The sequence below is a fragment of the Campylobacter avium LMG 24591 genome, from assembly GCF_002238335.1.
GTDB lineage: Bacteria > Campylobacterota > Campylobacteria > Campylobacterales > Campylobacteraceae > Campylobacter_D > Campylobacter_D avium.
This window is the reverse complement of the sequence record NZ_CP022347.1, coordinates 1,540,824-1,567,351: the sequence shown is the minus strand read 5'-3', so window position 1 is coordinate 1,567,351 and position 26,528 is coordinate 1,540,824. Positions and strand designations below refer to the sequence as shown.

Annotated in this window: 33 protein-coding genes and 1 other RNA gene; 14 read left to right on the top strand and 20 right to left on the bottom strand. The window is 33.9% G+C overall.

Translation table 11 applies throughout. From position 1 onward, the window contains the following. The 6 genes from CAV_RS07895 to CAV_RS07870 all read left to right on the top strand — a co-directional run bounded on the left by CAV_RS07895 (nucleotide 1) and on the right by CAV_RS07870 (nucleotide 6,125). Complete coding sequence (locus CAV_RS07895; protein WP_094325978.1) at nucleotides 1–1,197, top strand: MFS transporter; 1,197 nt, start codon at nucleotides 1–3, stop codon at nucleotides 1,195–1,197. 57 nt (nucleotides 1,198–1,254) lie between these two features. After that, a complete protein-coding gene (locus CAV_RS07890; RefSeq protein WP_094325977.1) occupies nucleotides 1,255–2,091 on the top strand; it encodes a biotin synthase in 837 nt (278 codons plus the stop codon). Further along, nucleotides 2,072–3,232: a cation:proton antiporter gene (locus CAV_RS07885; RefSeq protein ID WP_094325976.1), complete on the top strand. Its 1,161-nt coding sequence runs from the start codon at nucleotides 2,072–2,074 to the stop codon at nucleotides 3,230–3,232. The genes CAV_RS07890 and CAV_RS07885 overlap by 20 nt, the downstream gene beginning before the upstream one ends. A gap of 110 nt (nucleotides 3,233–3,342) precedes the next feature. Beyond that, nucleotides 3,343–4,611, top strand: coding sequence for a citrate synthase (locus tag CAV_RS07880; RefSeq protein ID WP_094325975.1), 1,269 nt, complete (start codon nucleotides 3,343–3,345; stop codon nucleotides 4,609–4,611). Between the two features lie 45 nt (nucleotides 4,612–4,656). Then, entirely contained in the window at nucleotides 4,657–5,421 is a 765-nt protein-coding gene (locus CAV_RS07875) for a 3'(2'),5'-bisphosphate nucleotidase CysQ (protein WP_094325974.1), read from the top strand. 11 nt (nucleotides 5,422–5,432) lie between these two features. Further along, nucleotides 5,433–6,125 carry a hypothetical protein gene (locus tag CAV_RS07870; protein ID WP_094325973.1) on the top strand — a complete coding sequence of 231 codons (693 nt, stop codon included), beginning with the start codon at nucleotides 5,433–5,435 and terminating at the stop codon, nucleotides 6,123–6,125. A 17-nt stretch (nucleotides 6,126–6,142) separates the two neighbouring features. Here CAV_RS07870 and CAV_RS07865 read toward each other — a convergent pair whose 3' ends face one another. From CAV_RS07865 to CAV_RS07795, 16 genes are all read right to left on the bottom strand, one after another. Continuing rightward, nucleotides 6,143–6,700 (bottom strand): sugar O-acetyltransferase, encoded by a 558-nt coding sequence (locus CAV_RS07865; protein WP_094325972.1) that lies wholly within the window; start codon nucleotides 6,698–6,700, stop codon nucleotides 6,143–6,145. Nucleotides 6,701–6,789: 89 nt separating this feature from the next. Further along, nucleotides 6,790–7,728 (bottom strand): thioredoxin-disulfide reductase, encoded by a 939-nt coding sequence (gene trxB, locus CAV_RS07860; protein ID WP_094325971.1) that lies wholly within the window; start codon nucleotides 7,726–7,728, stop codon nucleotides 6,790–6,792. 128 nt (nucleotides 7,729–7,856) lie between these two features. Then, complete coding sequence (gene trxA, locus CAV_RS07855; RefSeq protein WP_094752853.1) at nucleotides 7,857–8,171, bottom strand: thioredoxin; 315 nt, start codon at nucleotides 8,169–8,171, stop codon at nucleotides 7,857–7,859. Nucleotides 8,172–8,228: 57 nt separating this feature from the next. After that, nucleotides 8,229–8,567: a YraN family protein gene (locus tag CAV_RS07850; RefSeq protein WP_094325969.1), complete on the bottom strand. Its 339-nt coding sequence runs from the start codon at nucleotides 8,565–8,567 to the stop codon at nucleotides 8,229–8,231. Next, entirely contained in the window at nucleotides 8,557–9,813 is a 1,257-nt protein-coding gene (locus CAV_RS07845) for a homoserine dehydrogenase (RefSeq protein WP_094325968.1), read from the bottom strand. Before CAV_RS07845 ends, CAV_RS07850 begins: the two co-directional genes overlap by 11 nt. Before the next feature lie 2 nt (nucleotides 9,814–9,815). Further along, a complete protein-coding gene (locus tag CAV_RS07840) occupies nucleotides 9,816–11,018 on the bottom strand; it encodes an LL-diaminopimelate aminotransferase (RefSeq protein ID WP_094325967.1) in 1,203 nt (400 codons plus the stop codon). A 9-nt stretch (nucleotides 11,019–11,027) separates the two neighbouring features. Further along, nucleotides 11,028–11,831: a hypothetical protein gene (locus CAV_RS07835; RefSeq protein WP_094325966.1), complete on the bottom strand. Its 804-nt coding sequence runs from the start codon at nucleotides 11,829–11,831 to the stop codon at nucleotides 11,028–11,030. After that, complete coding sequence (locus CAV_RS07830) at nucleotides 11,825–12,745, bottom strand: hypothetical protein (RefSeq protein ID WP_094325965.1); 921 nt, start codon at nucleotides 12,743–12,745, stop codon at nucleotides 11,825–11,827. Before CAV_RS07830 ends, CAV_RS07835 begins: the two co-directional genes overlap by 7 nt. Beyond that, the gene (rlmB, locus tag CAV_RS07825) at nucleotides 12,738–13,418 is read right to left on the bottom strand and encodes a 23S rRNA (guanosine(2251)-2'-O)-methyltransferase RlmB (protein ID WP_094325964.1); all 681 of its coding nucleotides are present in this window, start codon (nucleotides 13,416–13,418) and stop codon (nucleotides 12,738–12,740) included. The genes CAV_RS07830 and rlmB overlap by 8 nt, the downstream gene beginning before the upstream one ends. Before the next feature lie 9 nt (nucleotides 13,419–13,427). Continuing rightward, nucleotides 13,428–14,249, bottom strand: coding sequence for a 16S rRNA (cytidine(1402)-2'-O)-methyltransferase (gene rsmI, locus CAV_RS07820; RefSeq protein WP_094325963.1), 822 nt, complete (start codon nucleotides 14,247–14,249; stop codon nucleotides 13,428–13,430). Nucleotide 14,250: 1 nt separating this feature from the next. Then, complete coding sequence (gene rpmE, locus CAV_RS07815) at nucleotides 14,251–14,451, bottom strand: 50S ribosomal protein L31 (RefSeq protein ID WP_094325962.1); 201 nt, start codon at nucleotides 14,449–14,451, stop codon at nucleotides 14,251–14,253. A 123-nt stretch (nucleotides 14,452–14,574) separates the two neighbouring features. Next, nucleotides 14,575–15,237 carry a 16S rRNA (uracil(1498)-N(3))-methyltransferase gene (locus CAV_RS07810; protein WP_094325961.1) on the bottom strand — a complete coding sequence of 221 codons (663 nt, stop codon included), beginning with the start codon at nucleotides 15,235–15,237 and terminating at the stop codon, nucleotides 14,575–14,577. Further along, nucleotides 15,234–15,641, bottom strand: a complete 408-nt coding sequence (locus tag CAV_RS07805) for a hypothetical protein (RefSeq protein ID WP_094325960.1) — start codon at nucleotides 15,639–15,641, stop codon at nucleotides 15,234–15,236. The genes CAV_RS07810 and CAV_RS07805 overlap by 4 nt, the downstream gene beginning before the upstream one ends. A 2-nt stretch (nucleotides 15,642–15,643) precedes the next feature. Continuing rightward, nucleotides 15,644–15,811: a cytochrome C gene (locus CAV_RS08920; RefSeq protein ID WP_148131235.1), complete on the bottom strand. Its 168-nt coding sequence runs from the start codon at nucleotides 15,809–15,811 to the stop codon at nucleotides 15,644–15,646. After that, nucleotides 15,811–16,392, bottom strand: a complete 582-nt coding sequence (locus CAV_RS07800; protein WP_094325959.1) for a 6-pyruvoyl trahydropterin synthase family protein — start codon at nucleotides 16,390–16,392, stop codon at nucleotides 15,811–15,813. Before CAV_RS07800 ends, CAV_RS08920 begins: the two co-directional genes overlap by 1 nt. Further along, nucleotides 16,389–17,138, bottom strand: coding sequence for a 7-carboxy-7-deazaguanine synthase QueE (locus CAV_RS07795; RefSeq protein WP_094325958.1), 750 nt, complete (start codon nucleotides 17,136–17,138; stop codon nucleotides 16,389–16,391). The genes CAV_RS07800 and CAV_RS07795 overlap by 4 nt, the downstream gene beginning before the upstream one ends. A gap of 126 nt (nucleotides 17,139–17,264) precedes the next feature. Between CAV_RS07795 and exbB the strand changes: the two genes are divergently transcribed. The 3 genes from exbB to CAV_RS07780 are packed head-to-tail and all read left to right on the top strand — an operon-like array spanning nucleotide 17,265 to nucleotide 18,692. After that, nucleotides 17,265–17,696: a TonB-system energizer ExbB gene (exbB, locus tag CAV_RS07790; RefSeq protein ID WP_094325957.1), complete on the top strand. Its 432-nt coding sequence runs from the start codon at nucleotides 17,265–17,267 to the stop codon at nucleotides 17,694–17,696. Further along, nucleotides 17,680–18,072, top strand: a complete 393-nt coding sequence (exbD, locus tag CAV_RS07785) for a TonB system transport protein ExbD (RefSeq protein WP_094325956.1) — start codon at nucleotides 17,680–17,682, stop codon at nucleotides 18,070–18,072. The genes exbB and exbD overlap by 17 nt, the downstream gene beginning before the upstream one ends. Further along, on the top strand, nucleotides 18,069–18,692 hold the full coding sequence (locus CAV_RS07780) for an energy transducer TonB family protein (RefSeq protein ID WP_094325955.1): 624 nt from the start codon (nucleotides 18,069–18,071) through the stop codon (nucleotides 18,690–18,692). Before exbD ends, CAV_RS07780 begins: the two co-directional genes overlap by 4 nt. On the opposite strand, the gene CAV_RS07775 is transcribed toward CAV_RS07780, so the two are convergent. Continuing rightward, nucleotides 18,689–20,470 carry a Na/Pi cotransporter family protein gene (locus tag CAV_RS07775; protein WP_094325954.1) on the bottom strand — a complete coding sequence of 594 codons (1,782 nt, stop codon included), beginning with the start codon at nucleotides 20,468–20,470 and terminating at the stop codon, nucleotides 18,689–18,691. The genes CAV_RS07780 and CAV_RS07775 overlap by 4 nt on opposite strands. Nucleotides 20,471–20,526: 56 nt before the next feature. Between CAV_RS07775 and ffs the strand changes: the two genes are divergently transcribed. Continuing rightward, an RNA gene (ffs, locus tag CAV_RS07770) (signal recognition particle sRNA small type) lies at nucleotides 20,527–20,624 on the top strand. A 106-nt stretch (nucleotides 20,625–20,730) separates the two neighbouring features. Here ffs and CAV_RS07765 read toward each other — a convergent pair. The 3 genes from CAV_RS07765 to CAV_RS07755 form a co-directional block, all read right to left on the bottom strand. Further along, nucleotides 20,731–20,940 (bottom strand): hypothetical protein, encoded by a 210-nt coding sequence (locus CAV_RS07765; protein ID WP_094325953.1) that lies wholly within the window; start codon nucleotides 20,938–20,940, stop codon nucleotides 20,731–20,733. A gap of 200 nt (nucleotides 20,941–21,140) precedes the next feature. Then, on the bottom strand, nucleotides 21,141–21,737 hold the full coding sequence (locus tag CAV_RS07760; RefSeq protein WP_094325952.1) for a C39 family peptidase: 597 nt from the start codon (nucleotides 21,735–21,737) through the stop codon (nucleotides 21,141–21,143). After that, complete coding sequence (locus CAV_RS07755; RefSeq protein ID WP_094325951.1) at nucleotides 21,722–22,579, bottom strand: hypothetical protein; 858 nt, start codon at nucleotides 22,577–22,579, stop codon at nucleotides 21,722–21,724. The genes CAV_RS07760 and CAV_RS07755 overlap by 16 nt, the downstream gene beginning before the upstream one ends. Before the next feature lie 115 nt (nucleotides 22,580–22,694). Here CAV_RS07755 and CAV_RS07750 point away from each other — a divergent pair, with 115 nt between their 5' ends. The 4 genes from CAV_RS07750 (at nucleotide 22,695) to CAV_RS07735 (ending at nucleotide 26,517) form a co-directional block, all read left to right on the top strand. Further along, entirely contained in the window at nucleotides 22,695–23,285 is a 591-nt protein-coding gene (locus CAV_RS07750; protein WP_094325950.1) for a hypothetical protein, read from the top strand. A 1-nt stretch (nucleotide 23,286) separates the two neighbouring features. Next, a complete protein-coding gene (locus tag CAV_RS07745; RefSeq protein WP_094325949.1) occupies nucleotides 23,287–24,273 on the top strand; it encodes a Cj0814 family flagellar-dependent secreted protein in 987 nt (328 codons plus the stop codon). A gap of 98 nt (nucleotides 24,274–24,371) precedes the next feature. After that, a complete protein-coding gene (locus tag CAV_RS07740; protein ID WP_094325948.1) occupies nucleotides 24,372–25,475 on the top strand; it encodes a Cj0814 family flagellar-dependent secreted protein in 1,104 nt (367 codons plus the stop codon). Nucleotides 25,476–25,524: 49 nt separating this feature from the next. Continuing rightward, nucleotides 25,525–26,517: a Cj0814 family flagellar-dependent secreted protein gene (locus CAV_RS07735; protein WP_094325947.1), complete on the top strand. Its 993-nt coding sequence runs from the start codon at nucleotides 25,525–25,527 to the stop codon at nucleotides 26,515–26,517. Nucleotides 26,518–26,528: the final 11 nt, after the last annotated feature.

Below are 26,528 nucleotides of genomic sequence, written 5' to 3'. Positions count from 1 at the left end.
ATGACAAAATTTGATAAAAAGATGATAAGTCTTACTGAAAGACTTAGATTTAAGATAGCTATATTTTCCGTGGCTATGATGACTGTTTTAGGCGCTTCTTTAATCTCTCCTGCTCTGCCTTCCATATCTAAACATTTTCATTATGTAGAAAATATAGAGCTTTTAAGCGGACTTGTGCTTACTATACCCGCTCTTTCTACGGCTTTATTTTCGCCTTTGGCGGGGTATTTGTTAGATAAATTTGGCAAGCTTGTGTTTTTGTATCCGGCTACTATTTTATGGATACTTGTAGGCTTTTCCGGTTATTTTGTGGATAATATTTATTTGTTATTGCTTTCTCGCTTTGTGCTTGGCATGGCTACTGCTTTCATCACAACGGCTGCTTCTGCCTTGCTTGGAGATTACTACGCGGTGGGTGCTGGCAGAAAAGACAAGGCCTTATCTTTGCAAGGCTTATTTCTAGCTTTTGGCGGAGCGGTGATGACCATGATAGGTGGCTTTTTAGCTTCTTTTTCTTGGAATTATGTTTTTATAGTTTATCTAAGTGGCTTTTTGATTTTTTTCTTTTGCATTTTTTATCTTTTTGAGCCTAGGGTAAATAAAAACAAAAAGGCCTTAAGGGATGAAAAACAAAGGCAAAAGGTTGATTACAAGCCCTTTGTGCCTACTTATTTCATGGGCTTTTTTGTGATTATGATGTATTATCTAATCTCTGTGCAGTTTCCGCACTACATAGAACACAACCTAGGCCTTGATGCTAAATACATAGGCTTTGCGATGTCTGCTTCTGCCATTTCTTACGGAATTTTCTCCTTTTTATATAAGGATGTGGTTAAAATTTTAGGCATTAAAAAAATTTACATTTATTCCCTTGTGCTTCAATCTTGCAGCTTTTTTATGGTTTATATAAGCGATAGTTTTTTCATCACCATACTAAGTCTTTTTATCTTTGGTGGTGCGGGAGGACTTGTCATAGTTAATAATTCAGCTTATTTGCTAGGCTTAGCACCATCTTATGCAAAGGCTAGAATTTATAGCATACTTGCTTCTTGTATGTTTTTAGGACAGTTCATCTCTCCTTTTATCACAACCCCACTTACTCAAAGCTTTGGCATAAAAAATGAGTTTTTAATCTGGGCTTTAACCTTGCTTTTAGTGGGGCTTTCATACTGCTTTTTCAAAGAAAAAAAGGCTTGATTTCTTTTGTTTTAAACTTTTTCAGCTTATAATTTCAAAAAAGAAAAAAGGATAAATATGCAAATAATGCTTTGTGCCATTTGCAATATAGCAAGTGGAGGCTGTAGCGAGGACTGCAAATACTGCACCCAAAGTGCTAGATTTAAGACAAATATACAAAAATACAAAAGCAAACCTATAGAAAAGATAGTTGAAGAAGCTAAAATGGCTAAGAAAAATGAGGCACTTGGCTTTTGCTTGGTTACTGCTGGGGCTGGGCTTGATGATGAAAAACTCGACTATGTTTGTAGGGCTGCTCATGCGGTCTTAAAAGAAGTTCCTGATTTATTACTCATAGCCTGTAACGGTATAGCCAAACTAGAGCATTTAAAAGAGCTTAAAAAAGTCGGCGTTTTTTCTTATAATCACAATCTTGAAACATCTCGCGAGTTCTTCCCACAAATTTGCTCCACTCACAGTTGGGAGGATAGATTTAATACAAATTTAGCCGCTAAAGAAGCCGGGCTTATGCTTTGTTGTGGTGGAATTTATGGGCTTGGCGAAAGCGAGGATGATAGGATAAGCTTTAGAAAAAGCTTAAGTGAATTGCAACCTTTTTCCTCTCCTATAAATTTCTTTATAGCAAATGAAAACTTGCCCCTAAAACAAAAACCCCTAGATACTGATGAAGCTTTGCAAATCATAAGAGACACAAAAAAGGCTTTGCCAGAAACTGTGATAATGGTTGCTGGAGGCAGGGAAGTCGTGCTAAAGGAAAGACAATATGAAATTTTTGAAGCAGGAGCAGGAGCTATAGTCATAGGGGACTATTTAACCACAAAGGGAGAAGTGCCAAGCAAGGATATACAAAAGCTTAGGGATATGGGATTTAGCTTTGCAACACAGTGTCATTAATGCAAATGATTTACAAATTCTAGCCTTAATAGCTTGTTGCTTGCTAGCCTCGCCTTATATAGCTAGATTTTTTAAGCTTCCTATCTCGGCCACTGAGATAATTTTAGGAAGCGTGTTTGCGTATCTTGGTCTTTTAGGTCAAAGTGATACTTTTGATTTGGTAGCAAAGATAGGATTTTATTATCTCATGTTTATGGCCGGTATGGGCGTAAATTTAAAGTCCTTTTTTGCTATGAAAAAATCCTTAGCAAAAAGAAGTGTTTTGTATATAAGCTCGCTTTATATATTAAGCTCGCTTTTTGCTTTGTTCTTTAATCTTTCTTATATTTTTATAATAATACTTCCTGTCATGAGCGTTGGGCTTTTGTCTATATTATTAAAAGATTTTGACAAGGACTGTTATTGGCTAAAGACATCCATGATAGTGGCTACCTTAGCTGAGGTTGTGAGTATAGTTTTATTAACCATAGTTGGCACGGTTTCCAAGCAAGGTGTTACATTTTTAGAACTTTTTTTAAATGTTTTATATTTGCTTGTATTTTTAGCCTTTTGTTTGTTTGCTTTTAAGGTACTACGAATTTTGTTTTGGTGGTATCCTCAACTAAGAAACATTCTTATGCCTAATGAGGATAAAAATGAAAAAGACATAAGGCTTTGCATGAGCATTTTTATGCTGATAATAGCCGCTATGCTTTTTACAAAGCTTGATTTGGCTTTGGGTGCTTTTATAGCTGGTGCTTTTATATCTACCTTTTTTACGCATAAGCAGGATTTGGAAAAAAGGCTTTCAAGCTTTGGTTACGGGCTTTTGATACCTATATTTTTCATACATATAGGCTCTACCTTTGATATGAGATTGCTTAGTGATTTGGTTGTGATGAAAAATGTTGCTATGATTATGCTAGCTATGATATTTATCAGGGTTGTGAGTGCCTTTGTTTTTTATGATAAGCTAGGTTTTAAAGAAAGCGTGTTTTTAGGCCTTAGTCAGTCTATGCCTCTTACCTTGCTAGTGGCCGTGGCTACTTTATCTTACAATGCTAAGATTATTGATAATGGGCTTTACTCTGCTTTGATTTTAACGGCCTTGTTTGAGGGAATTTTGGTTATGACCTTGTTTAGGTTTTTACATACTAAATAAAGTTACATTTTTACTCAATTTATTTCATATATCCTCATTGTTGCTTCTGTGAATTTCAATACAATCTAATTCTATGTTACAATTAGAAAAAACAAACAGGAGGATTTAGGATGTCAAATTCCATAACCATAACAGACAATAGAACTAATCAAAGCTATGACTTTCCTATATATGATGGCACAGTTGGACCAAGTGTTGTTGATATGTCAAGCTTTTACAAGCAAACAGGTATGTTTTCTTACGATGAGGGCTTAACCTCGACTGCCGTTTGCAAATCAGATATAACTTTCATAGACGGAGAAAAAGGCCTTTTAATGCACAGAGGCTATCCTATAGAATGGCTTGCTGAAAATAAACTCTTTTTAGATGTTGTACATCTGCTTTTGTATAAAAACCTGCCAGATGAGCAAAGACTTGCTGAATTTAGATATGAGCTTAAGAAACGTTCTTTCATACACGAGGGTATGAAAAAGCTTTTTGACGCCTTTCCTGATAATGCACATCCTATGGCTGTTTTACAAGCAGCAGTTTCATCTTTATCTACCTTTTATCCTGACCATTTAAATATGAATTTAAAAGAAGAATATATGGAAATGGCAGCTAGAATAATAGCTAAAATTCCTACCATAGCAGCCACAGCTTATAGATGTAAGCACGGCTTTCCAGCAGCTTATCCAAATTTAGACAGAGGCTTTACTGAAAATTTCTTATATATGCTAAGGACTTATCCTTATGATCATGTAGAATTAAAACCTATAGAGGTCAAGGCTTTAGACACTGTCTTTATGCTTCATATAGACCACGAGCAAAATGCCTCAACTTCAACTGTTAGAGCTGTTGGCTCAACTCACGCTCACCCTTATGCTTGTATTTCTGCTGGTATAGGAGCTCTTTGGGGACATGCTCATGGAGGAGCAAATGAGGGCGTTATAAGAATGCTAGAAACCATAGGAACTGTTGATAGAGTAGATGAATTTATAAAAAGGGCTAAGGATAAAAACGATCCATTTAGGCTTATGGGCTTTGGACACAGGGTTTATAAGAATTTTGATCCTAGGGCAAAGGTGCTTAAAAAGCTAAGAGATCAACTAATAGATGAGATAGGCATAGACACGAATTTAATCAAAGTAGCCTCAAGGATAGAAGAAATCGCCTTAAATGATGATTATTTCGTGCAAAGAAACCTTTATCCTAATGTTGATTTTCACAGCGGACTTATACTAAAGGCTCTTGGCATACCAAATGAAATGTTTGCTGTGCTCTTTGTCATAGGTAGAATTCCGGGCTGGATAGCGCAGTGGATAGAGCTAAAAGAACAAGCAAGTTTAAAAATCGTGCGTCCAAGACAGCTTTATGTAGGCGATAAACCAAAAGTTTAAAAAAAAGTACTAAAATGCAAGGAAAAATTTTTTTCAAGGTAAAGTATGAAACTAAATTCCTTGCTAGAACTAGCCCTAGAGGCTTCAAATGAGGCTTCTAAGGCTATCTTAAAAGAAAAAGAAAATCTTAAAATCTGGCAAAAAAAAGATCTTAGCCCCCTAAGCTCTGCTGATGTGCTTGCAAATGAACTTATAAGTGAAATTTTAGGTAAAAGTGATATAAAAATTTGTAGCGAGGAAGAGCCTTTAAATTACGAGCTTAGAAAAAACTTAAAAAGATTTTGGCTAGTAGATCCTCTTGATGGCACAAAAGGCTTTATAAAAGGCAGCGATGAGTACTGCATCTTAATAGCTCTTATAGAAGAGCAAAGACCCATACTAGCTCTCATTCAAAAACCAAGCACAGGCGAGGTTTTTTACGCACACAAAGATAGCCCTGTGTATAAAAATGATAAAATTTTACAAAAAGATGAGGCTAAATTTCAAAAAAACAAAAACAAAGCCCTAGTAAGTGTGCATCATCCAAACGCTAAAAACCAAGACTTTTTAGACAAAAACTCACTTAGCACCCTCAAAATAAGCTCAGCTTTGAAATTTTGCTCTCTTTTAGAGGCTGAGGCCGGACTTTATCTAAGATTTGAATCCTTAAATTCTTGGGACATAGCCGCAGGGGATTTTTTGCTAAATCAAAATGAGGGGCTTATGTGCAAACTAGATAAAAGCCTTTTAGAATATAACAAAGAAAGCTTTTTATGCCCTTCTTTCATAGCCTTAGCTAAAAAAGAGTATTTAAAGGATATAAAATTTTAAGACTAATCCTTTTGCTTTTAAGTAGCCTTGCTTTTGCAAGAGAGCAAATCATCATAAAGCTTGAAAATCCTCAAAAATTTGAACTAATAGATTTAAAACAAGTAAAGTCAAATGATATAAACGATGATGAGCCCATTTTTGATAGCTCTGTGGAGCTTCTTAAAAACAATGTTTATCTAAACTACGAGGATACTAAAAAAGACTTTGTTTTATTGGTAGCTTATGATGATAATATAAGTCTTGAGTATAAAGAGAATTTTTTGTCTTTGCTTTTTGATAATTTTACGCAAAAAGTATTAGCTAATAAAAGCTTGGAGCTTTTAAACAAGCAAAATAACTACCTTTATCAGCACCCCATAAATTTTAATAATATCTCTAAGGATAAAAAATACGAAATTTTTGATGTTTCTAAGTTTTTAATACACGAACCCCAGCTTGATAGAACCTTTATAAAAATTCCTGAATATCTTTTATTTATAGCCTTTGATGAGGTGGTGCAAGAAAATGAAAAGCTTTTGTTTTTATCCTTTAAAAAGTTAAAAATAAAGCTTAGATATAAAATTTTAGACACTAAGAAAAAAATCATTCTAAAAGATGAGTATCTTATCTTAAGTCTTGATTTTGATAAGAATGCTAAAAATATGGCACAAAATGCAGCTTACGAGCTTGAGAGCTTTTTTGCTAAGTTAGCTTCAAAGCTCTAAGCTTTTAAAAACAAAGCTCACTCAATCGTTTTAATAAGCTTAGCTGGGTTTCCTCCAACTATAGAATTTGCTGGCACATCCTTTGTTACAACAGCTCCTGCGGCTATGATAGAGTTTTCTCCTATCTTAACTCCGGCACAAACATTTACCCCAGCTCCTATCCAAACCCTATCGCCTATATGTATAGCTTTGCAAAAGGTGGTTTTTCTGTTATAAGGATTTATATCGTGATTTATGGTAAGTAAATTTACCTTAGGTCCTATAAATACATCATTTCCTATGTAAATTCCTCCCCTATCCATAAATTCACAGCAATGATTGATAAAAACATTCTTGCCAAGATGTATATTTTTACCAAAATCCGTGTAAAAAGGAGGCAAAAGCCACACGTTTTCATCGACTTCACGTCCTGTTAGCTCTCTTAGTATTTGCCTCACTTCCTTTTCATCGTGATAGCCTGTATTAAGTCTTGCTATGATTTTTTGAGCATTTTTTATAATGTCTAAAATTTTATAATACTCACTCTCATCCGGACTAATGCCCTCTCCTGCCAAGTCTCTTTGTAGTATATCCATAATATCTCCTTTGTTTTTTGATATTATAATGGATGAGAGCTAGTCTAAGTCAAGAGCAAGCCTTTGTTTTTTTACAAAGGCTTTGAAATTTAATGTAAGCTTTCTATGTAAGATATGGTTGAAAGTGCGGCCACTGCACCATCTGCGGCGGCTGAGATGACTTGTTTAGGAGCGTCTATCCTTAAATCACCAGCTACAAAAAGCCCTTCAACATTTGTCCTCATCTTTAAATCCACGACAACCTGTCCTGTTTCGCTGAGTTCGCACAAAAAAGAGCCGTCATCTTGCTTTAAAATTTCATTTTGTACATCAAGTCCTACGAAGGTGAAAATTCCAGGCACGGCTAAATCCCTTATAGAATTATCTTGTAATTTTACCTTTACACCTAAAACCCCGCTAGCATCTCCATAAACCTCATCAACTACCGCATTTGTTACTAGCTCTATCTTTTCATTTTGTTTCACCTTTTCAACCGTGCTAGGTGCGGCACGGAAGCTATCTCTTCTGTGTATAAGATAAATTTTAGAGCAGATATTTGCTAGGTATAAGGCCTCCTCAAGAGCGCTATCTCCGCCGCCTAAAACGGCTACTTCTTTGTTTTTGTAAAAAAAGCCATCGCAGGTTGCGCAAGTGCTAACACCTTTTCCAAAAAATTCATTTTCTCCCTTAAAGCCTGCTCTTTTTGGTCTTGAGCCTGTGCAAACTATCACTGCTTTAGCCTGTTTGCTAGAGCCATCCTCTAAGCTTATGGTAAAAGTCTTATCCTCATTTTTGCTGACCTTAGTAACGGTTATCATCTCGTGTTTTAAGCCAAAACGCATACATTGCTCACTCCAAGGCGTCATAAAAGAAATCCCGTCCATTACAGTGGCAACACCTGGGTAGTTTTCTATCTCTGAGCTTGAGGTGATTTGCCCTCCGGGCATACCCTTTTCAAACATAACAACTTCTTTAAGCCCACCACGAGTAGCATAAAGTCCGGCACTAAGCCCAGCAGGCCCTCCGCCAATAATCGCTAAATCTAACATAACTGTTCCTTCTTTTTTATTTTAATAACAGCATTGTAGAATTTTTTGTATATGTATTAGTTAATAAAAGTTATTATTTGAAAAAAATAAATAAATGTGGGAAAAATAGCCACACAGGGCGGCTATTTTTAAAGTAAAGAGTTGATTTTATCGCTGATTGCTTGTTTTGACTGAGCACCAACTAGCTGATCTACTATTTCTCCATTTTTAAAAAATATTAGTGTAGGTATTGAGCGAACGCCGTATTGTGCTGCTAAATCGCCTTCCTCATCTGTATTTACCTTGCAAATTTTAGCCTTGCCGTCGAATTCATTAGCAAGCTCATCTATGATAGGTGCTAACATTCTGCAAGGTCCACACCAAGGAGCCCAAAAGTCAACCAAAGCCACACCGCTTTTTGCTTCGTCAAAATTGCTTGAAGTAAGTTCTAAGTACTTTCCCATCTTATCTCCTTAAAATTTTTCCTGCATTATAGCTTAAAAAGATAAGTTTGAGGTTAATTATAAACTTATGTTTTGCAAAAAATCAAACTCCTTGTCTTTTATACAAAGCAAATCAAGCTGAAAATCCCTAGAAATGCCTTCTTTGCTAAGATAAAAATTAATAGCCTTTAAAAGCTTTGCATATTTTTGCTTGCTTACTCTGTAGGCTACTTCGTAGTTCTTTTGTGTAGATTTAACTTCTATGAAATGCAAGATTTCATCTTTTGTGGCGATTATATCTATCTCGCCAAATTTAGAGTGGAAATTCCTTTTAAGTATCTTAAAACCTTGTTTTTTTAAAAAAGTACAGGCCTTGTCCTCGCCTAAAATTCCGCTAAGATAGGCTTCAAGTCCCATTTTCCATTCTCATCATAAAGACTTCATCTTTCATAAAGTCTTGTTGTTTGAGTGCTTGTATAAGGTTTTTAATGCTTCTTTCATAAGTATGATGTGTGGTGAAAAATAATGTGCTTTCCTTGCCCTTTGGCTTTTGCAAGAAAATATCTACTGAAATTTCATTATCACACATAAGTTTGGTTATCTTTGAAAGCACGCCAAGCTTATCCTCAACCCTTAATCTTAGATAATACTTAGCGTAAATTTCATCCTTTTCAATGAGGCTAAAATTTACCTTGGAGCTAAAGCCTAGCATAGGCAGTTTGGATGAGTTTGAATTTCTAGCAAATTCCATGATATCAGAAATCACAGCCGAAGCAGTGGCCTCGCCTCCCGCTCCCTCTCCGTAGTAAAGGCTTTCTTTAAGCATATCCCCGCTTATGCTTATGGCATTCATCACGCCATCAACCTTTGCTAACATCGTGTTTTTAGGTAGCAAGCTAGGATTTACCCTTAGTTCTATCTTGCCATTTTTGGCCTTTGCGACACCAAGCAGCTTTATAACCAAGTCAAATTCATCGGCAAAATACATATCATCGGCACTTATCTTGCTAATGCCCTCTATCAAAATGTCCTCAGGCTTTGCCTTAAGCCCGTAAGCTATACTAGAAAGAATTAAAAGCTTATGCGCTGCGTCATCGCCATTTATATCAAAGCTAGGGTCAGCCTCAGCATAGCCTAAATTTTGAGCTTCTTTTAAGGCTTCAGCAAAGCTAGTATTTTTTTGCTTCATGGAGCTTAGTATGAAATTGCTCGTGCCGTTTAGTATGGCTTTTATGCTTATGATATTATTTGCACTTAAGCCCTCTTTTAAAATTCTAATGATAGGAATTCCCCCAGCCACGCTCGCTTCGTAGCCAAAAAAGGTATCTTTTGCCAAAGTTTCAAGCTCATATCTGTGATAGGCTAGCATGGCTTTGTTTGCGCTTACTACGGGTTTTTTTCTCTTTAAAAGCTTGCTTACAAGCTTAAAAGGCTCATCAATGCCACCCATGAGCTCTATATAAATATCTATATCATCTCTTTTTAGAATTTCATTTATATCATTTACCACAGGCACTAAAGAATTCGGCTTTTTGCTCCTTGCAAGAGCTATCACAGGTTCTAAAATTTGACCACATCTTGCGGAAATGATTTCTTGATTTTCTAGCAAAACCTTAGCAACAGCAGAACCGACCGTGCCATAACCTAATAAAGCTATTTTCATATCTATTCTTTAAGGAATTTTTTTATATTTCTTGCGGCTTGGCGAATTCTGTTTTCATTTTCTATTAGAGCTATTCTAACATACTCATCTCCAGCCTCACCAAAACCAACTCCGGGACTTACCGCAACCTGTGCCTTTTGTAAAAGCTGCTTTGAAAATTCAAGGCTTTTTAAGTGTGCCTTTTGCACTGGTAGTTTAGCCCAGATAAACATACTAGCATTTGGCCTTAAAAGCTTCCAGCCGGCGTTTTCAAAGGCATCAAGGGTTATTTCTAGTCTTTTTTCATAACTTTGTCTTATCTCCTCAACACAGTCTTGCTCACTATCAAGTGCTATGGTAGCGGCTACTTGTATGGGCGTATACATACCATAATCAAGCCAAGATTTTATCTTTTTAAGTGCTGAAATAAGCCTTTTATTGCCAACCATGAAGCCCACACGCCAACCTGCCATATTATAAGACTTTGAAAGAGTGTAGCACTCAACCGCCACATCCTTTGCGCCCTCTACCTCAAGTATAGACGGGGTTTTGTAATCCTTAAAAGTAAGCTCCGCGTAAGCTATATCAGAAATGATGTAAAATCTTTCTTTCTTAGCCATGGCTACCAATCTTTCATAAAAGCTTTTCTGAACTGTTACGGTAGTGGGATTGTGCGGGAAATTTACCACCAAATATCTAGCTCTAGGCTCACTTTCTCTTAGCGTAAATTCTAGGCTTTGAAAGAATTTATTTTCATCAAGCTCGAAATTTTCATTATAAAAAATGGGCATTTTGTTTACAGAACCGCCCGCTAGGATAAAACCTTGAGTGTGTATAGGATAAGCAGGGGTTGGCACTATGGCTACATCGCCGGGGTTTATAATGGCTCTTGCTAAATTTACAAAGCCTTCTTTGCTGCCCATAGTGGCAACAGCTTCTGTTTCAGGGTCAAGGTCTACTTGGTATTTTCTTTTATACCAAGAACAAATCGCAAGTCTTAGCTTATAAATTCCAGCAGAGGCCGAGTAGCCTGAGGTTTTGTCCTTGTTTGCACTGTCGCAAAGCTTGTCTATGATGTGCTGAGGTGTTTTACCACTTGGATTTCCCATGGAAAAGTCTATGATGTCCTCTCCTGCGCGTCTTGCAGCTAGTTTTATGGCGTTTACCTCTGCAAAAACATAGTTTGGCAATCTTTCTATGGTGTTAAAACGAATTTCATCAAACATTTTTTATCCTTATCTTAGTTCTACGCTAAGTCCTCGCCTGATATTGTCAAGGTTGAAATTATCGCCTATTAAAACATACTGTGCTTCTTTTGGAATGCTTGCTGAAAGGTTGTTTTTTTGCTCTGTGCTGTGTATGCTTTCTACTAAATTTAAATTTTTATCTAAGAATAAAATTCTAGGAAACCATTTATCGTTAGTATCAGCCTCGATGTAAATATTTCTCGCATTTTGCAAAGAAAGCATATAGTCTTTATGCGGTCTTTTAAGCTTTGTTTTTTTGGTTCCTACGAAGATGGGAGGATTGTAGTTTGCCCCGCCAAAGTCAAGCTCGTATTCATAAGCAAAATTAGCCTTTTTCTTGATATTTGTTATATAAACTAAATTTTTATTTAAAATTTGCCTAAAAAGGCCGGGGTCTAAAAGATATCTTGAATCAACCTTTACTGTATATATATTTCTTTCCTTAGAAAATTTGAAATTTGTCGGTATGAAATGCACAAAGCCTGCTTCGCTTAAGGAATCATTGATGATTTTTATAAATAATACAGCTTGCGAGTTTGTGCTTGTGAAGCTTAGTTCAAGGCTTGTTGGTTCGTTTAGTGTCAAATTTAGCAAGGAATTTGTTTTTAATACTGTGCTTATTTCATCCCACCTAGGATAGCCTAAATGGTCTGTGTAGTTCTTGCCTTCAAATAACAATTTTAGCTTTGCTTCAGCAGCCGGGTTTGCCACTAAATTTCTTGCTAGTTCTAGTGTGCTAAGTGCAAGGGCATTGCTTAGAAAAAAAGCAAAAATAAAAATTATCCTTACCATTCTCTACCCCTGTTGTTGTTCATAAATTCAGTTAAGCTTATATTTCTTACCTTGCCATCTTTAACCATAAATCTTTTTGACTGCCCTGCTGGAAATTCATGTGTTTTGCCTTCTCCATCTAGCAAGGTTATGGCGGTTGCTCCTATTAAGATGAGTTGGTTAGTAGCCAAATCAACCGTGAAATTCTCATCAGTTACCAAGGCAGTTTTCTTGCCATCACTCATATTTATAAAGCCAACCCACACCTTGCCCTTGGTGCTAAAAATGGCTTCGTTTTTGTTGTTTAAATTTGAAATCGCATCTTGTAAAGTGTTGTTTGTTTGGGTGTTTGTGCTGATATTTTCCTCTTGTTTTTTATCCTCTTTGTTTTCTTCTTTTTCCTCTTCTTCACTTACATCTTCTTCGTTTGTTTGTGAATTTGTGCTTGTTTCCTTGCTTGAGTTGCTGTCATTGTTAGAATTTATGATTAAAACTGAATTTAAATTATCCTTGGCTTGTCCTACTATGTCAATCACGGAGGAATTTATAGGCTCGTTTTTTTTCACTAAAAAATTGTCCAAAAGATTGTATTTATACACCACAAAAGCAAGCACTGCAATTATGGCTATGATGAGTAGGTAAATCCATGTGTGAGATGATTTTTGCGAGTAAATGTCAACCTTAGTCGTTATGTTTGCATTATTTGCTTCTTTGTTTGGTGTTTCTGTGTTTTCGTTTAAAAAGGCGTTGTATTCCTCTAAAAGTTCGGTAAAATCAAAGTCGTATTCTCTGGTTAAGATTTTACAAAAGCCTTTGACATTAAATTTGCTAAGTCTTTTAAAGTCTTTTTCTATAAGAGCATTTAAAAAGTCAATTTCTATCTGTGTTCTTTGCGAAACTTCTTTTAAATTCAAATCCTGCAAGTTCTTAATCATTTACTATCCTATCACAAAGTATTGCAAAAGCGGCACTTACATTTAAGCTATCAAAGTCATTTATCATCTTTATGCTTAAAATTTCATCGCTTTTTTTAAGTATTTTATTTGGTAAACCAAACCCCTCACTGCCCATAATCAACAATTTTTTCTCACATAGCCTTACATCCTTTACACTTACACCTTCCTTGGCACTTGAGTAAATGCTAAAGCCTTCTTGTTTTAGCTCATTTATCACCGCCATAGCATCTGTTACTAGGCTTATTTTCATATCCAGCGCACAGCCAGCACTTGTCCTAACAACAGCACTCATGCTTAAGTTTTTAGCAAGTATTATCAAGCCATCTACGCCAAAAGCATAGGCACTTCTTGCTATAGCTCCGATATTTCCAACATCACTTATTCCAAAAAGCAAGGCCAAAAAATTTGCCTTTTTAAGAGAGTTAAAATCAGTAAATTCATACTCTTTAATGTCCATCAAAAAGCCTTGATGATTGCCATTTTTGGCCAAAGCCTGTGCCTTTTTAAAATCAAGCTTTTGTATCTTAAAGCCCTCTTTGCTTATGCTTTGAAAGAGCTTTTTGTCAAGTTCCTTGGCTAAATAAAGCTCTTTTATTAAATGCTTATGTTTTTGTAGAATGTAAAAGAACACTTGTTTTCCATAAACTATCATTAATTTTACCTAATTTTGACTTAAAAGTAGTTTGTTGTAAATTTCTTTTGGATTTTTTGCTAATAATTTCGCTAAAAGCTTGCTTTTATCTTTTAAAGCTATGTCCAGGCTTAATATATCCTCCTTGCTTATGCTGCCTTGTTTTTCTTGCTTGCAAGGAGATATTACAAGTACGAATTCTCCCTTTATATTTTCATTTTCTAAGAGATGTAAAATTTGTTTTGCTTTGCCTTTAAATTTTTTCTCAAATTTTTTACTCAGTTCTTTTGCTACAAAAATTTCCCTATCCTCATCTATGCTAACTATGCTTTGAAGTAAGGATAATACTCTTGTTGGGGCTTCATAAACAATACTTATGAAAGGGTGTTTCATCAACTTTTGTATCTCGCATTCTCTTTCTTTGCCCTTATTTGATAAAAAGGCAAAAAAGCTAAATTCTTTATCCAAAAAACCGCTCGCACAGTAAGCCGTTAAAGCAGCGTTTGCACCGGGTAAGACCTCGTAAGCTATATTATTTTTAATAGCAAAGCTAACCAAAGCAGCGCCCGGGTCGCTCACGCAAGGCATTCCCGCATCACTTAGATAAAGCACAGTTTTATCAAAAAAATTTAGTTCAATGCTAGAAAAAAATTTATCCTCATTATGAGAATGTAAAATTCTAAAATCTTTAACCTTTATATCTGCATTAAATTTTGAATTTAGAGCCTGTATAAGGTGTTTGCACACCCTGCTATCCTCACAAATTATCGTATCGCAAGCTTTTAAAAGCTCTAAGGCTCTTAGAGAAATATCGCTTAAGTTTCCTATCGGGGTAGGAAGGAGGTAAAGCATATTATTGCATTGAGTATTTTTTCTTAAATTTCTCTACCCTACCAGCGGAATCTACTATCTTTTCGCTACCTGTGAAAAAAGGGTGGCAAGATGAGCATATATCAACTTTTAATTCTGCCTTGTTTGATTTTGTTGTAAAGGTATTTCCGCAAGCACAAGATACTTTGCATTCCACAAATTCTGGGTGTATATCTTTTTTCATATTTTTCCTTTTTAAGCAAAAAATAAAGCCTTAATTTTACAACTATAAATATTAAAGTAGGATTAAAATTAAACTGCTTTTTGCTTTATGTGAAAGGCATTGGCCTTGATGTGCTTGAAATTTTTAAAGTAAAATTTTAGCGCAAAGTCCTATTATGGCACTTTGGGATTTTAGTGTGTAAGGGCTTTTAAATTTCACTTTTCTTGTAAAAAACTCTCTTTCTTTTTTGCTAAATCCACCCTCGCAGCCAACGAAAATTATTTCATCCTTTAAATTTTTTTCATCCAAAAGTTCGTCAGTTTCAAAGTCTAGCAAGATTACATTATCATATTTTTTGCAAAAGCTCTCAACATCCTTAAAAAGCTCGATTTGCATTAAATTATCCCTGCCGCACTGCTGAGAGGAGTTGATTAAAATTTTTTCACATCTTTTTTCATCTAGCTTGAAATTTTTTTGAGAAAAATCGCTATACACAAGTATCAATTTATCAAGCCCCATTTCGTTTAAAAACGGTAGGGTTTTTTCTAAAATTTTACTATCTATCATGGCAAGGGCTAGGCTTAAATTTGATTTTTCGTATTTTTGCTTGACTTTAGAAACTAAGTTTAGGGATATGAATTTTTTATTTATCTCATCCACTTGGTATTCGTATAAAAACTCATCTTCTAAATTTCTAAGATTTATGCTTTCTTTTGGCTTTATCCTGCGAATTTTTAAGTGCATTAAGGCTTCATCTTGCACGAAAACTACATCATTGCCAGCTTCCTTAGAATACAAGAATTTCATATAAAATCATACTTGTGCAAAAATGGCAAGACAACTAAGATTAGATTAAAAAGCAAGATAAAAAAGCTAAAAGTTCTGTATGTTTTGTATCTTCTGTACATCCTAGCTTTTTTAAAGGACTTGTATTGCAAGATGTTTAAAAAAAGTATCAAACACCAAGAGACAATCATAAAAATCCTGTAATGATTTAGCTCAAAATTAAGCAAAGCAAGCATTAGTATGCCTGTGAAAAATACTATGGCCAAAAACATATAGTATATAGGCAAAAAAAGCCTTATTCTTTTTATAAAATTAAATTCGGTACTAAAATTACTCTGCGTAAGATACAAATAAAATAACATTAAAAAGGCAACCGTGTATATGCTGTAGATGTGTAAATTTAAAACTAGCTCAAAAATTTGCATGCTTACTCCTCAACCGGCAGCGGCAAATTTGTATCGCTAAGCTCTGATTTTTCATCAGATTTTTCAAGCTGAACCTCTACAGACTGCGTTGTGCTTTTAGGTGCAGGGGTTTTTTCATCAAAACAAGCTATAAAGAAAAATAACAGAAAAAAGCTTAGCAAAATTTTCATCACAGTTCCTTTTTGTTTATAAATTTATAATCACCCTTTAGGTTTTCAAAAAAGTTTTCATCGCTCCACTCGCTTTTTATCTCATCTGAGAATTCTATCTCATCTAAATTTACCTTTGGTAAAACATCACTGTAAGCGTCATCAAAAAAGCCTTGAGCATACGAAGTGCTTGTCTCATGAACTATCACGCTGTATAATTTCACGCCTTTTTCGCCATTTTGCATAATGGTTTTGTTAAGCAAGGTATCTATTAAAACAAAGAAAATTCTACAAAAATTCTCAGCACTAGCATTTAGCGGCAAGCAAACCCACCTTTTTGAGTGCTTTTTCATATCTTTTAAATACTCTTTATCATCGTCTTTATAAAGGCTTATGCTGTGATCAAAGCTATCTATAATCTGTCTTATTTCTTGCTTTAAAAGCCCGAAGTCATACACCATACCGCCATTGTCAAGGTATTTGCTTTGAAGTAAAATTTCTACCTTATAAGAATGTCCGTGAATGCTAGTTTTACACCTTTTTGAAGTGCAAAATCTCACTATGTGCGCATTTTCAAAGCTAAATATTTTTCTAATTATCATACGCCTTCTTTACTTCCCCATAATCTTATGTGTAACCTATCACTGTAATTATATCCATTTTCTATACAAAATTTGGCTACTTCTTTTGCATTTATTTTTAGTTCCTTGTTGTTTTGTCCCATGGGCATACAATACACTTGCGTTTTTGCTATATCAAGCAAGGCTTTGATTTCTTTTTGTGCTTCACCGCTTTTTATGAAATTTTTATCTAAAACAAATTTATAAAAACTATCTTTTGAGTTTGCAACTATGGCCTTGATTGCCTTTGGATTTATCCTTTGTTCTTGCTTGACTCCGCTATTGCTTAATTTCACGCTCATGGCAAAGATACAGTTTTTATAAAGCTCATATTGATCAAAATCTATATAAATGCTAGCATTGCTTTCAAAATGCACTTCTAGCTTCATTTGCTCTAGCTCTAGCATAAGTTCTATGAATTTTTTATTTTTATGCCACAAGGTCGGCTCTCCGCCTGTAATTACTATGATAATTTCCTTATCTTTTGTAATATCTTTTATCATTTTCACTAAAGTATTTACATTTACATTTTCATATTCATTCTTAAAATGCTCTGTGTAAACCGCCCTTAAAGTATCGCAACCAATTAAGACTTCTGCGTTTTTTTCCTTGCTTACATTAAAGCCAACACAGTTGATATTACAACCTGCAAATCTTATGAAAAAGGCCAATTTCCCACTAAATTTGCCCTCTCCTTGTAAGGATAAGAATTTTTCTACTATATACATTTAACTTCCTTTGCTAGTAAATTATATAAAAAAATTTCTTGCGAATAGATTTCATTTTTTAAAATTAAATTTATTTTTTTATATGTATAATTTTAAAAATGTTTATCAAAATATGGAGAGTTTTTTATGGAATTTTTAAAAACTCATATTGATTGGATTATTTTATCAATATTAGCCTTAATGGCTTTTATAGCTCTTTGGTGTGTGATAGAGAGATTGTTATTTTTTAGAAAGCTTAATCCTAGTGATTACAAGAGCCAAGATGAATATGATAATGCCTTGAGCGAGAATTTAACCACCATACATATAATCTACTCAAACGCCCCTTATGTTGGCTTGTTAGGAACTGTAGTGGGCATAATGGTAGTTTTTTATGACATGGGTCTATCTGGAAATATAGATGTAAAATCAATAGTAGTAGGGCTTTCTTTGGCTTTAAAAGCTACGGCTTTGGGGCTTTTGGTGGCTATCCCTGCGTTAATGGCTTATAATGCCTTGGCTAGAAAGGTTACTGTACTTAGCTCTAAATTTAAGGATAGAGATGATAAAACTGCCTAAGGAAAGTGGCTTAAATGTAGTTCCGTTTATAGATATTATGCTTGTTTTACTAGCCATAGTTTTAAGCGTTTCTACTTTTATAGCTCATGGACAAATAAAGGTTGATTTGCCAAAGTCCGAGCTTTCTAGTGCTAGCACAAATGATGATAAAAACAAACTTTTAATAACAATCAGTGCTGATAATCTTTTTTACGCTAATGATAAATTAGTTGATATAAAGGCCTTGCAAGATGAGATTGATAAAACACCTAAAGAAAATTTAATAGAATTAAAGACAGATAAGAATTCTAAATTTGATAGTTTTATGCAAGTAATTAATATGTTAAAGGCTAAAGAACATCAAAATTTCCAAATCATCACGGAGCAGAGCAGATGAAAAATTCACACAAATACCAAGCTTTCGCACTTACTTGTCTTATTTTTGCACCCCTGCTTTTGTTTGCTATCACGTATGAGCCACAAAAGCTTGATTTAAAAGCCGATGATAGCTTAAATTTAGTTATAGGGCAGTTTGTAACCAAAGAAATTCAAACACTTCAAAAACCAGCTCCTAAGCCTCAGCCGGAATTTAAAAAAGAGCATAAAAAAAAGATGAAGGATATGGCAAAAAAGGATAGAAAAAAAGATGTTAAAAAGCCTGAGCCTAAAAAGCAAGCGGCTGCTGTGTCAAATTCTGCCCCGGTTATTTCAACCTTAATGGTCGGTAAAGATAATAACGAGTTTTTAAAGGCTGTAAAACTTGCAGTCGATAAAGCCGCTATAGATACTTACCCTAGACAGGCTTTGCAAATGAATTTGGAGGGCAGTGCTTTGGTGGAGTTTACTTGGCTTGGTGGTGCTAAATTAGGCAGCGTTAAGATTGCTAAAAGCTCTGGCCATAGAATTTTAGATGATAATGCTATAAGAGTGATAAAAAGAGCTTCTAAGAATTTTCCATCTTACAGTAATGATGTAAGCGTAACCATACCTATAAAATATGGGATAAAGAGGTCTTAACTAAGATTTAGCTCCTCTTTTTCCTCCTTATCTTGCTTTGATAAAATTTCAGCACAGTGTCTTATATCCTTTGCTATGTTTCTAGCTATGGCAGTGTCATTCATGATAGAAGTTGCCATAGTGTCTGTAATTCTTTTATAGCGTATCAAAGAATCAAGCGAATTTGATGAGATAGCATCGTATTTTTTAACATTAAATTCTAATTCTTGCAAAATTTCTTGCCTTTTTTCCTCATCTGTGCTTAAAAGCAAATTCTTGCTAAGTCTTAGCATTCTTAAAATATTGCGTCTTAGATGTGCGTACTCCTCGCTTAAAGCCTTATTGCTTGAAAAAGCGTATTTTTCTATGTTTACTTGTAATTCTATGGCCGATTTAACCGCAGCAGCCATAAACAAATTCGCCCTTTTTATATCCATAAATGAATTTGCATAAGCATTATAGCCGTGTGCGAGGTGAGCATGTGCTATGAAGTCTATGATTTCTGAATATATTAGCTTGAATTTATCTTGATAAATTTGATTTAGATTATCTTGAGTTTGGGTATTTCGTTTTTTGATTATCTCATCCACATTTTCACTGCTATCAATATCGCTTGTTTTGATGTTAATTGCCTTTGCGATTATTAAACAAGCTATTTCAAAAAGATGTTTACTTTCTTTTTCGCCAACTTCTTTTGCGCTGTGTGCGAATTCTAAGGCACTTTCGTTTAGATAAAGGGCTTTTTCTTGCTTTGTTTTCGTATCTTTTATGACGAGATTTAAAAAAGAGCACATTTGCTTTATAAAAGGGTAGAGCAAGATAACTGCAAGCACATTAAATAAGGTAGTAAAAATCGCAAGTTTTAGCACATAATCATCGCTTTTTATGTTTAAAACAGTGGCAAAATAATCAGTCGCAATAAGGTAGTATTTGATAAAGATGATAGAAAGCAAGGCCGCTATTACATTAAAAAGCACATGTGTAACGGTTATTTTTTTACCCTCTGCGTTTGAGCCGATAGAACCAATCACAGTCATAATAGTACTACCCACATTTGCACCTATTGCCAAAGCAACAGCGTTTTCATAAGAGACCTGCCCCACGCTTAAAGCAGTTATAGCCAAGGTTAGCGTAGCGTGAGAAGACTGCGTAAGAGCCGTTATGCCCATGCCTATAAAGACATAAACAATAAGCCCTAAAAAGCCCTGCATTTGGTATTTGCTTATATCTACGCTATCTTTGAAATTTTCAAAACCCTCTTTCATGTAAGAAATTCCAAGAAACAAAAAGCCAAGCGAAAGCACGAAAAGCCCTATATGCTTTTTGGTTTTATCCTTGTTGAAATAAAGTATCACTCCAAAGATGATAAGAGGCATGGCATAAAGTGAAATTTCGCTTTTAAGCCCGAAATACCCCACTATCCAAGCAGAAAAAGCAGTGGATAAATTCACGCCGTATATCATAGCAACGCCTGCAGAAAGGCTTATTAAAGAAGCGCTTAAAAAAGATATGGCTATGACTGATACTAGTCCGCTTGATTGCACTATGGTGCTTAAGGTAAAGCCAAATAAAAACGCCTTGTAGTTTTTGTTTGCAACCTTGTTTAAAATTTTGTCTAAAATTCCGCCAGAAAGCACCTTAAAGGCATCTTGAAGCAAAATCATTGCAAATAAAAATATACAAATACCCGCACAAAGCGTTAAAAAGCTATGATAAGTTAGCAAGATAAGCATTAAAAACATAAAGATTGCTAAGGATGAGAGCGTTTTTGCACTGCGAAGGATTTTATTTTTTTGCATTTTTTTCCCTTGATTTAATGAAACATTAGAAAAATTTGTTATTATTACTTCGCCCTTTTTCAGACCTGTGCAATGGTTTTTTAAGACATCGCTTCAGGGTGGGAACACAGCAGAGCACCTTAACTTTCCGTGTGCCACAGCAAATCTGAGAGAGGGTTTAACTCCTTTTAGTATAACCAAAATACATTAAATTTAAGTTTGTTTGAGTTGAAATGATAGTGATTTGTGGGGTAAATTTAAGTGGGACTAAGCCCACTTTTTTAGTTAAGAAGCTTGTTTAGCCCTTCAGCAGCTTTTTGTTTAGCAGCATCTTTGGCTTGTTTTTCAGCATCTTTAGCTATTTCTTTTGAGCTTTTGCCAGATAAAGCACCAGCAGCAGCGTTAGCGCCTATTTTTTTTGCAGAATCAACTGCTAGAGCAAAAGAAGAGCTTAAAGCTACAAATAAAGCAACGCTTAAAAATTTTTTCATTGTGTCTCCTTTGATTGAAATGTAAAAATAATTTTAACAGTAATTTATAAATAATATGCAAAAAAAAAAAAAAACGAATTTTCATTTTAAAAAATTTGCCTTTGAGACTAAATTTTCAAGTGATATCAAAGTTTGTAAAAAAGCTATTTTTATACACATCATTTTTGATTTCTTTGTGCTAAAAAGTTTTTATTGTAGATTTAATAAATCTTAAAAGTCTTAAATTCAAAGCTTAAATTCTTGCTCAAATTTAACCTATAATCCTTTTTCTCTTTCTTAGGCTTTATTAAAAGAGCGAAGCCTCCTTTATTATCTTTATCCCAAAGTCTTAAAAATTCTCTTTTAGAGCTTATATACTCTCCATGGCTAGGGTCTAAAACCTCTAAAAAATCCCCCTTATAATTTATAATAAGCACAAAATGAGGAAATCTAGGATCGTCTTCTATCTTTACAATCATTGGTATATTTATAAGCTTATCTAAATTTTCTTTGTTGATTTTGTAAGACTTATTTTCATATCCTAGTTTTGAAAGCACGGTTTCTAAATCAGCAAAACTTACCATATCAGTCTGAAGCTCTTGTTCGCTCATAAGCTTTAAGACATCAAATTCGCTTAAATTTTCATCATCTATTAAATTTATCATAGTAGCTAAAGATGAAGCCCCACAAGATTGCTCGTAGTTTTGTCTTATCACCCTTTCATTTTTAAGCTCCTGATAAGATTTTACTACAAATTCAGCCTTTAAGCACAATGGTGCAAAAATAAAAAGTAAAAATATTCTTAGAATTTTTTCCATATACTAAGTCCAAAGATACTATCAGGAGCAGCTGAACTTCCTCCAAAATTTGCATTTAAAGCTATGGCTGTATCACTATCTATACTATAAGTAGAGCCTAAACTAAGCGTTGGTATGGATCTTAGCTCTGAATTTTGGTAGCCATTTATCTTTTGCATAGTTTGAAACCTCTGTTCAGCTCCTAAATCAAGGCTTATCTTTGGACTTAATATGATAGATAAATCCCCGCCAAAATATATACTATGCCCGTATTCTACCTCTAGCAAATCAAATTTTCTAGGTGCATTGTAGCCAAAGCCGGTGTATAAGCTAAATACTACCGGATCGCTATATGATCTTACACTTAGCTGAATGCTTTGAGATTTTATGTAAAAATTCTTTGTTTGATTTATCACCTTTTCTCTTTGCACCACAGCACTTTGAAAACTTATTTGTGGCACAAAATCATAAAAGCTATCTCCTGTATATATAAAACCAAGCCATAAAGAATCAAAGCCTATCCTTTCTTTAGCTTCAAATTCATTTGTGAAAAAATTTGTGTATTCGCGTCTAGCATAACTTCCACTTGCTGATATTAAAATATCAAATTTAGGGTGTAAGGTGTATATAAAGCTTTGACTTAAAAAACCTTGCTTAGTATCATTCCATATAGTAGGATCACCTCCTACTGTGATATTTGGGTAAAGATAGTATGAGTTTTCATTTCCTGTGCTAAGTAAAGAAAAACTTGTGATACTTCTAAGCCCAATTTGCTTTTTAAAAAGACTATCTATACTTAGCTCATCGCTTGCAAAAAGCTTTAAACTTAGAAAAAGAAAGAAAAAGAGTGAAATTTTTTTCAAAAAATTTTTCCTTTTTTACACAAGATGTAAATTTAACTTACAAATTCTATCAAAAAATTTTTAAATACTATGTTATAATTCATATATAAATTAAATTTCTCAAAAGGAGTTAAAAATGTTTAAAAAATTGTTTGTTGCCTTTGGTGCATTAGTTTGTATTAGCACTTTATCCTTTGCTACTGATTTGCTAGCAGAACTTACTAATGGTAAGCTAAGCGATAATTCACCCGGTGTAAAGGTATTAAGTTTAGATGAGAAAAAACAAGTTAAAGGTGGGTATGTGGTTCAGGCTGTAAGCTTTCAAAATTATTCAAATTCTTATTTATCAGTAAAAGAATACGCTGTTGTAGCTTTATTTGGAGCTGGTGAACTTGATGGTGGCATATGTGCCTTGGGAAAAACAAGCTGCTATATAGACAATGCAACAAAAACACACTCTATAGTAAGCAAAGATAGATTTAAAGAATTTTCAAGAGAGGCCAAATGGCAACAAAATGAAACCTTGAGTTTTTCTGTAACTAGGACTATAAGTTTTGCAAATCCTTTTGCTATACCACAAATAAGCTATAAAACATCGGCTTATGTCGTAGGCATAAACTCGCTAGGACAAGTTTATAAATTAAGAAATGCTAACGCTTATAGCTCTATGATAAGAGATATGAAAGGAGCTTATGAAAAAGATTTAAAAAATTTGATGGGTTTTTAGTTTGATAGATACAGTTAAACTACATTTTAACAGCTCACAAAAATCTTATGAAGCTTCTTTAAGAGAGGAAAATTTATCCTACAAAAACAAGGCTGTAAAAAGCCTTGAAAGCTTTTCTGTGGATAAAGACGGCTTTTTGGGCGAGGATTTTAATAAACTTGCAAATATACCAAAAGATATAAAAATTCATTATAACACCGCTCTAAGTGTAGCTGAAGCTGGGCTTAAAAGGTTTAATATAATAGCACCTGTTTTTAGCTCGATCGATGTGGCTAAAAGCTTTGGAAATGCTTATAATGTTTTATCTCAAGTGCTTGATAAGCTGGGTATGAGTGAGCTTAGAAGTTTTAGCGAAGAAGAAATTGCTAAATTTCCAGAAGCTATAAGCTTTAATGAAAATTCTTTAGAGCTCGATTCTTTGTATGATTTTAAAGAATATTCATCTAAGCAAGTAAATGTTAAGCAAAATTTTATAATAGCTTCTATGTTTATAAGTCCAAATTCATCAGCAGAACAAATAAGACCTTATGATAGAAATATCTTAAATTCTAAGCTAGAGCAGATGAATTTTAACTTTGATAGAGGCTATAGCATATATCAAAAAGATGGAAATATAAATATAGCCGGTGTTTTAACAGCCTTTTTGCACTCTCATTCACAGAGCTTTTTAGAGGGCGAAACGACTATATGGGGAAAGATTATGGGTTTTGGTGATGAAAGCTTAGAGCAAAGAGAAAGTCTGTATAAAACAGCCTCACAGCCCTTTTTAAACCCTGCCATTTTAAAGCCAAACATAATGAGCTTAAGCGATGAAAAAGAATTTTTAAATGAAATTTCAAGGCTGAAACAAGAAAACTCAAAAGATGATATAAGAGATAATAAAAAACTTAAATCCATACAAGAATTTTTCGATGAGGAATTTAAAAAGATGAGAAAGCAGATAGAAGAAAATGCAAAAAGGTGGCATGAGCTTGATTTAAGAGTTTAGAATTTATTTTTTACAACACAAAACACAATTTAAAAAAAGCAAATTCTTTAAAGTTTTATCTAAATTTGGCGATTTACAAGGGGTAAAAAGGATAAATTATGATTAAGAACTTAAGTATTGCTTCTTTATCTCATAATCAAACATTACAACACCTAAATGAGCTTGGAAAAACGCTTCAAAAATTAAGCTCATCTAACGAAAGCTTAGATGAGCTAGTTAAAGACAAAAGCCAAGCTGTAAGTGAAATTCTAGGATATGGTGTAGATAGTGAAGGCTTTTTTACAAGTGATTTTAATGAAGCGGCAGGACTTCCTAAGGATTATAGGATAGAGTATAAATCTGTTGAAAGTATAATAAAAACTTACGAGCAGAGCGGGCTGTTTCTAAGTATAGACATAGCAAAGAGTATGCAAAATGCTTATAAGGTTTTTTCTGCTTTAGTAGATGATAAAAATGTTAATTATTTTACAAAAAACGATATTGCTAATCTTCCTTTGGCTTTTACTTACGACAAAACTACTTTTAATATAAACAAATTGCATTATAATCAAAATGAGTATGATGAAGCATTGAATCTTGAAACTAATCTTAAAATTTATCAAAATCCTACTTACACGTCCTTGTTGTTTTCATCGCCTGAAACAAATTTAAACTACAAGAACAATATCGTTTCAAAAGCTGAAGTTTTTATGGCTTTTCTTGAAGATAAATCTTTCTTGATAGAAGGAGAAGTTAGCATATTAGGAAAACTTAATGGCTATGATAAAAATATGAACTTAGATGATATAGAAAATTTAAATAACTTTGTTTTTAAAGAAAACTCTGGCTTTATATTAAAAGGTGGTGGGGATAGTATAGACGATTTGTTAAAAAAGAGTCTGGAATTTTATGATTTATTAAAAAAACACACAAATATAGATGAGTTTAAAAAAGCAACTGAAATTTGGTTAAAAGAAAATACTTTGGAGCAAAACCATACACAACCTAAAAAAACACAAAATACCGACTCAACCTCCAAAAAACCAAACCCCTTCACCCCCATACAAGCTGAAAGCAAAAGTGAAACTTTTACTTACGATGATATAGCTAAGAATTTCTTTTTAACTTTTTTAGAAAATGAAAGAAAAAAGGGGACTGATGTATTAGAATTATTACAGAATTTATTTAAGGTAGATAAGAGTAAGATAGATTTTAAAGTGTGAAAAGATTGTAAAATATGCTCTAAAGGTATAAGAAAGTTAAGGATATTTTATGTATATAAAAAATGTAGCAAATCAACATAATAATTATTATATATCTAATAAAATAAATACAAAAAGTTATGCTATAAACAATACAAACGAAGTATTAGGTTATAAGGTTGATAAAGAAGGATATTTTACAGCTGAATTTAACAAGGCTGCAAATATTCCTACTGATATAAAAATTCACTCAAATAGTCTTAAAAACTTTGTTTCGGAATTAACACATCCATTCCCATTTAAAAGCTATGAAAGTATAGATATAGCAAAGACAGTTGGTAATGCCTACAAGGTATTTTCACAAATTTTAAATTCAAGTGAGCTTTTATCTAGTAAGGAAACTTTTAGCAAGGATGATTTAAAGCATTTGCCAAGCCATTTTATCTTAAATTCTCAGGGCAAACTTACAAAAACATTTAGCTATGAAGAAGCCTTGCAAAGAGTAGAAGAAAAAGTTGGATTTAAAGATGATCTAAGTGCTACAGATATGATATATCCTACTTTTTATGAGGCTTTAGATGATGAGATTTTGCCCATTGATAAGTCTTTGCTAAGCACGAATAATTGGCTATGGCATAAAGATAAGGGTATAGATTTTGATAAATATATAAACGATGACGGCTCCGTATCAAAGGCGGGATTACTTATGTCTTTTTTAGCTAGAAATTATGCTTATAATGACTTAGTTGTTGGCGAAACCACCATTTATGGTAAAATTAGAGGACTTGATAAAGATGTCAATCCTGATGACTTGCAAAAACTTTCAAATAAAATTTTAGGTTTAGAGGGCTTTCCTTTTGATGATGAGATTATGAATAAAACGAGTCTAAAGGAGTTTTCTAATGATTTGCTTAAATGGAGAAAAGAAAACTTAGACGATATAGATGAAGCATTTAAATATTCTAAAGAAATTACCGAGCTTTTATTTAAAAGCGTAGATGAAGTCTTAGAAAAAAGCAAACAAAATGCAAAAAGGTGGCATGAGCTTGATTTAATGGTTTAGAATTTATTTTT

Excerpts from the sequence above, each read along its gene's own strand:
- CAV_RS07895 (WP_094325978.1), top strand. The coding sequence starts at position 1 with ATGACAAAATTTGATAAAAAGATGATAAGTCTTACTGAAAGACTTAGA.
- CAV_RS07890 (WP_094325977.1), top strand. The coding sequence starts at position 1,255 with ATGCAAATAATGCTTTGTGCCATTTGCAATATAGCAAGTGGAGGCTGT.
- CAV_RS07880 (WP_094325975.1), top strand. The coding sequence starts at position 3,343 with ATGTCAAATTCCATAACCATAACAGACAATAGAACTAATCAAAGCTAT.
- CAV_RS07875 (WP_094325974.1), top strand. The coding sequence starts at position 4,657 with ATGAAACTAAATTCCTTGCTAGAACTAGCCCTAGAGGCTTCAAATGAG.
- CAV_RS07865 (WP_094325972.1), bottom strand. The coding sequence starts at position 6,700 with ATGGATATACTACAAAGAGACTTGGCAGGAGAGGGCATTAGTCCGGAT.
- trxB (WP_094325971.1), bottom strand. The coding sequence starts at position 7,728 with ATGTTAGATTTAGCGATTATTGGCGGAGGGCCTGCTGGGCTTAGTGCC.
- trxA (WP_094752853.1), bottom strand. The coding sequence starts at position 8,171 with ATGGGAAAGTACTTAGAACTTACTTCAAGCAATTTTGACGAAGCAAAA.
- CAV_RS07850 (WP_094325969.1), bottom strand. The coding sequence starts at position 8,567 with ATGGGACTTGAAGCCTATCTTAGCGGAATTTTAGGCGAGGACAAGGCC.
- CAV_RS07845 (WP_094325968.1), bottom strand. The coding sequence starts at position 9,813 with ATGAAAATAGCTTTATTAGGTTATGGCACGGTCGGTTCTGCTGTTGCT.
- CAV_RS07840 (WP_094325967.1), bottom strand. The coding sequence starts at position 11,018 with ATGTTTGATGAAATTCGTTTTAACACCATAGAAAGATTGCCAAACTAT.
- CAV_RS07835 (WP_094325966.1), bottom strand. The coding sequence starts at position 11,831 with ATGGTAAGGATAATTTTTATTTTTGCTTTTTTTCTAAGCAATGCCCTT.
- CAV_RS07830 (WP_094325965.1), bottom strand. The coding sequence starts at position 12,745 with ATGATTAAGAACTTGCAGGATTTGAATTTAAAAGAAGTTTCGCAAAGA.
- rlmB (WP_094325964.1), bottom strand. The coding sequence starts at position 13,418 with ATGATAGTTTATGGAAAACAAGTGTTCTTTTACATTCTACAAAAACAT.
- rsmI (WP_094325963.1), bottom strand. The coding sequence starts at position 14,249 with ATGCTTTACCTCCTTCCTACCCCGATAGGAAACTTAAGCGATATTTCT.
- rpmE (WP_094325962.1), bottom strand. The coding sequence starts at position 14,451 with ATGAAAAAAGATATACACCCAGAATTTGTGGAATGCAAAGTATCTTGT.
- CAV_RS07810 (WP_094325961.1), bottom strand. The coding sequence starts at position 15,237 with ATGAAATTCTTGTATTCTAAGGAAGCTGGCAATGATGTAGTTTTCGTG.
- CAV_RS07805 (WP_094325960.1), bottom strand. The coding sequence starts at position 15,641 with ATGCAAATTTTTGAGCTAGTTTTAAATTTACACATCTACAGCATATAC.
- CAV_RS08920 (WP_148131235.1), bottom strand. The coding sequence starts at position 15,811 with ATGAAAATTTTGCTAAGCTTTTTTCTGTTATTTTTCTTTATAGCTTGT.
- CAV_RS07800 (WP_094325959.1), bottom strand. The coding sequence starts at position 16,392 with ATGATAATTAGAAAAATATTTAGCTTTGAAAATGCGCACATAGTGAGA.
- CAV_RS07795 (WP_094325958.1), bottom strand. The coding sequence starts at position 17,138 with ATGTATATAGTAGAAAAATTCTTATCCTTACAAGGAGAGGGCAAATTT.
- exbB (WP_094325957.1), top strand. The coding sequence starts at position 17,265 with ATGGAATTTTTAAAAACTCATATTGATTGGATTATTTTATCAATATTA.
- exbD (WP_094325956.1), top strand. The coding sequence starts at position 17,680 with ATGATAAAACTGCCTAAGGAAAGTGGCTTAAATGTAGTTCCGTTTATA.
- CAV_RS07780 (WP_094325955.1), top strand. The coding sequence starts at position 18,069 with ATGAAAAATTCACACAAATACCAAGCTTTCGCACTTACTTGTCTTATT.
- CAV_RS07775 (WP_094325954.1), bottom strand. The coding sequence starts at position 20,470 with ATGCAAAAAAATAAAATCCTTCGCAGTGCAAAAACGCTCTCATCCTTA.
- CAV_RS07765 (WP_094325953.1), bottom strand. The coding sequence starts at position 20,940 with ATGAAAAAATTTTTAAGCGTTGCTTTATTTGTAGCTTTAAGCTCTTCT.
- CAV_RS07760 (WP_094325952.1), bottom strand. The coding sequence starts at position 21,737 with ATGGAAAAAATTCTAAGAATATTTTTACTTTTTATTTTTGCACCATTG.
- CAV_RS07750 (WP_094325950.1), top strand. The coding sequence starts at position 22,695 with ATGTTTAAAAAATTGTTTGTTGCCTTTGGTGCATTAGTTTGTATTAGC.
- CAV_RS07740 (WP_094325948.1), top strand. The coding sequence starts at position 24,372 with ATGATTAAGAACTTAAGTATTGCTTCTTTATCTCATAATCAAACATTA.
- CAV_RS07735 (WP_094325947.1), top strand. The coding sequence starts at position 25,525 with ATGTATATAAAAAATGTAGCAAATCAACATAATAATTATTATATATCT.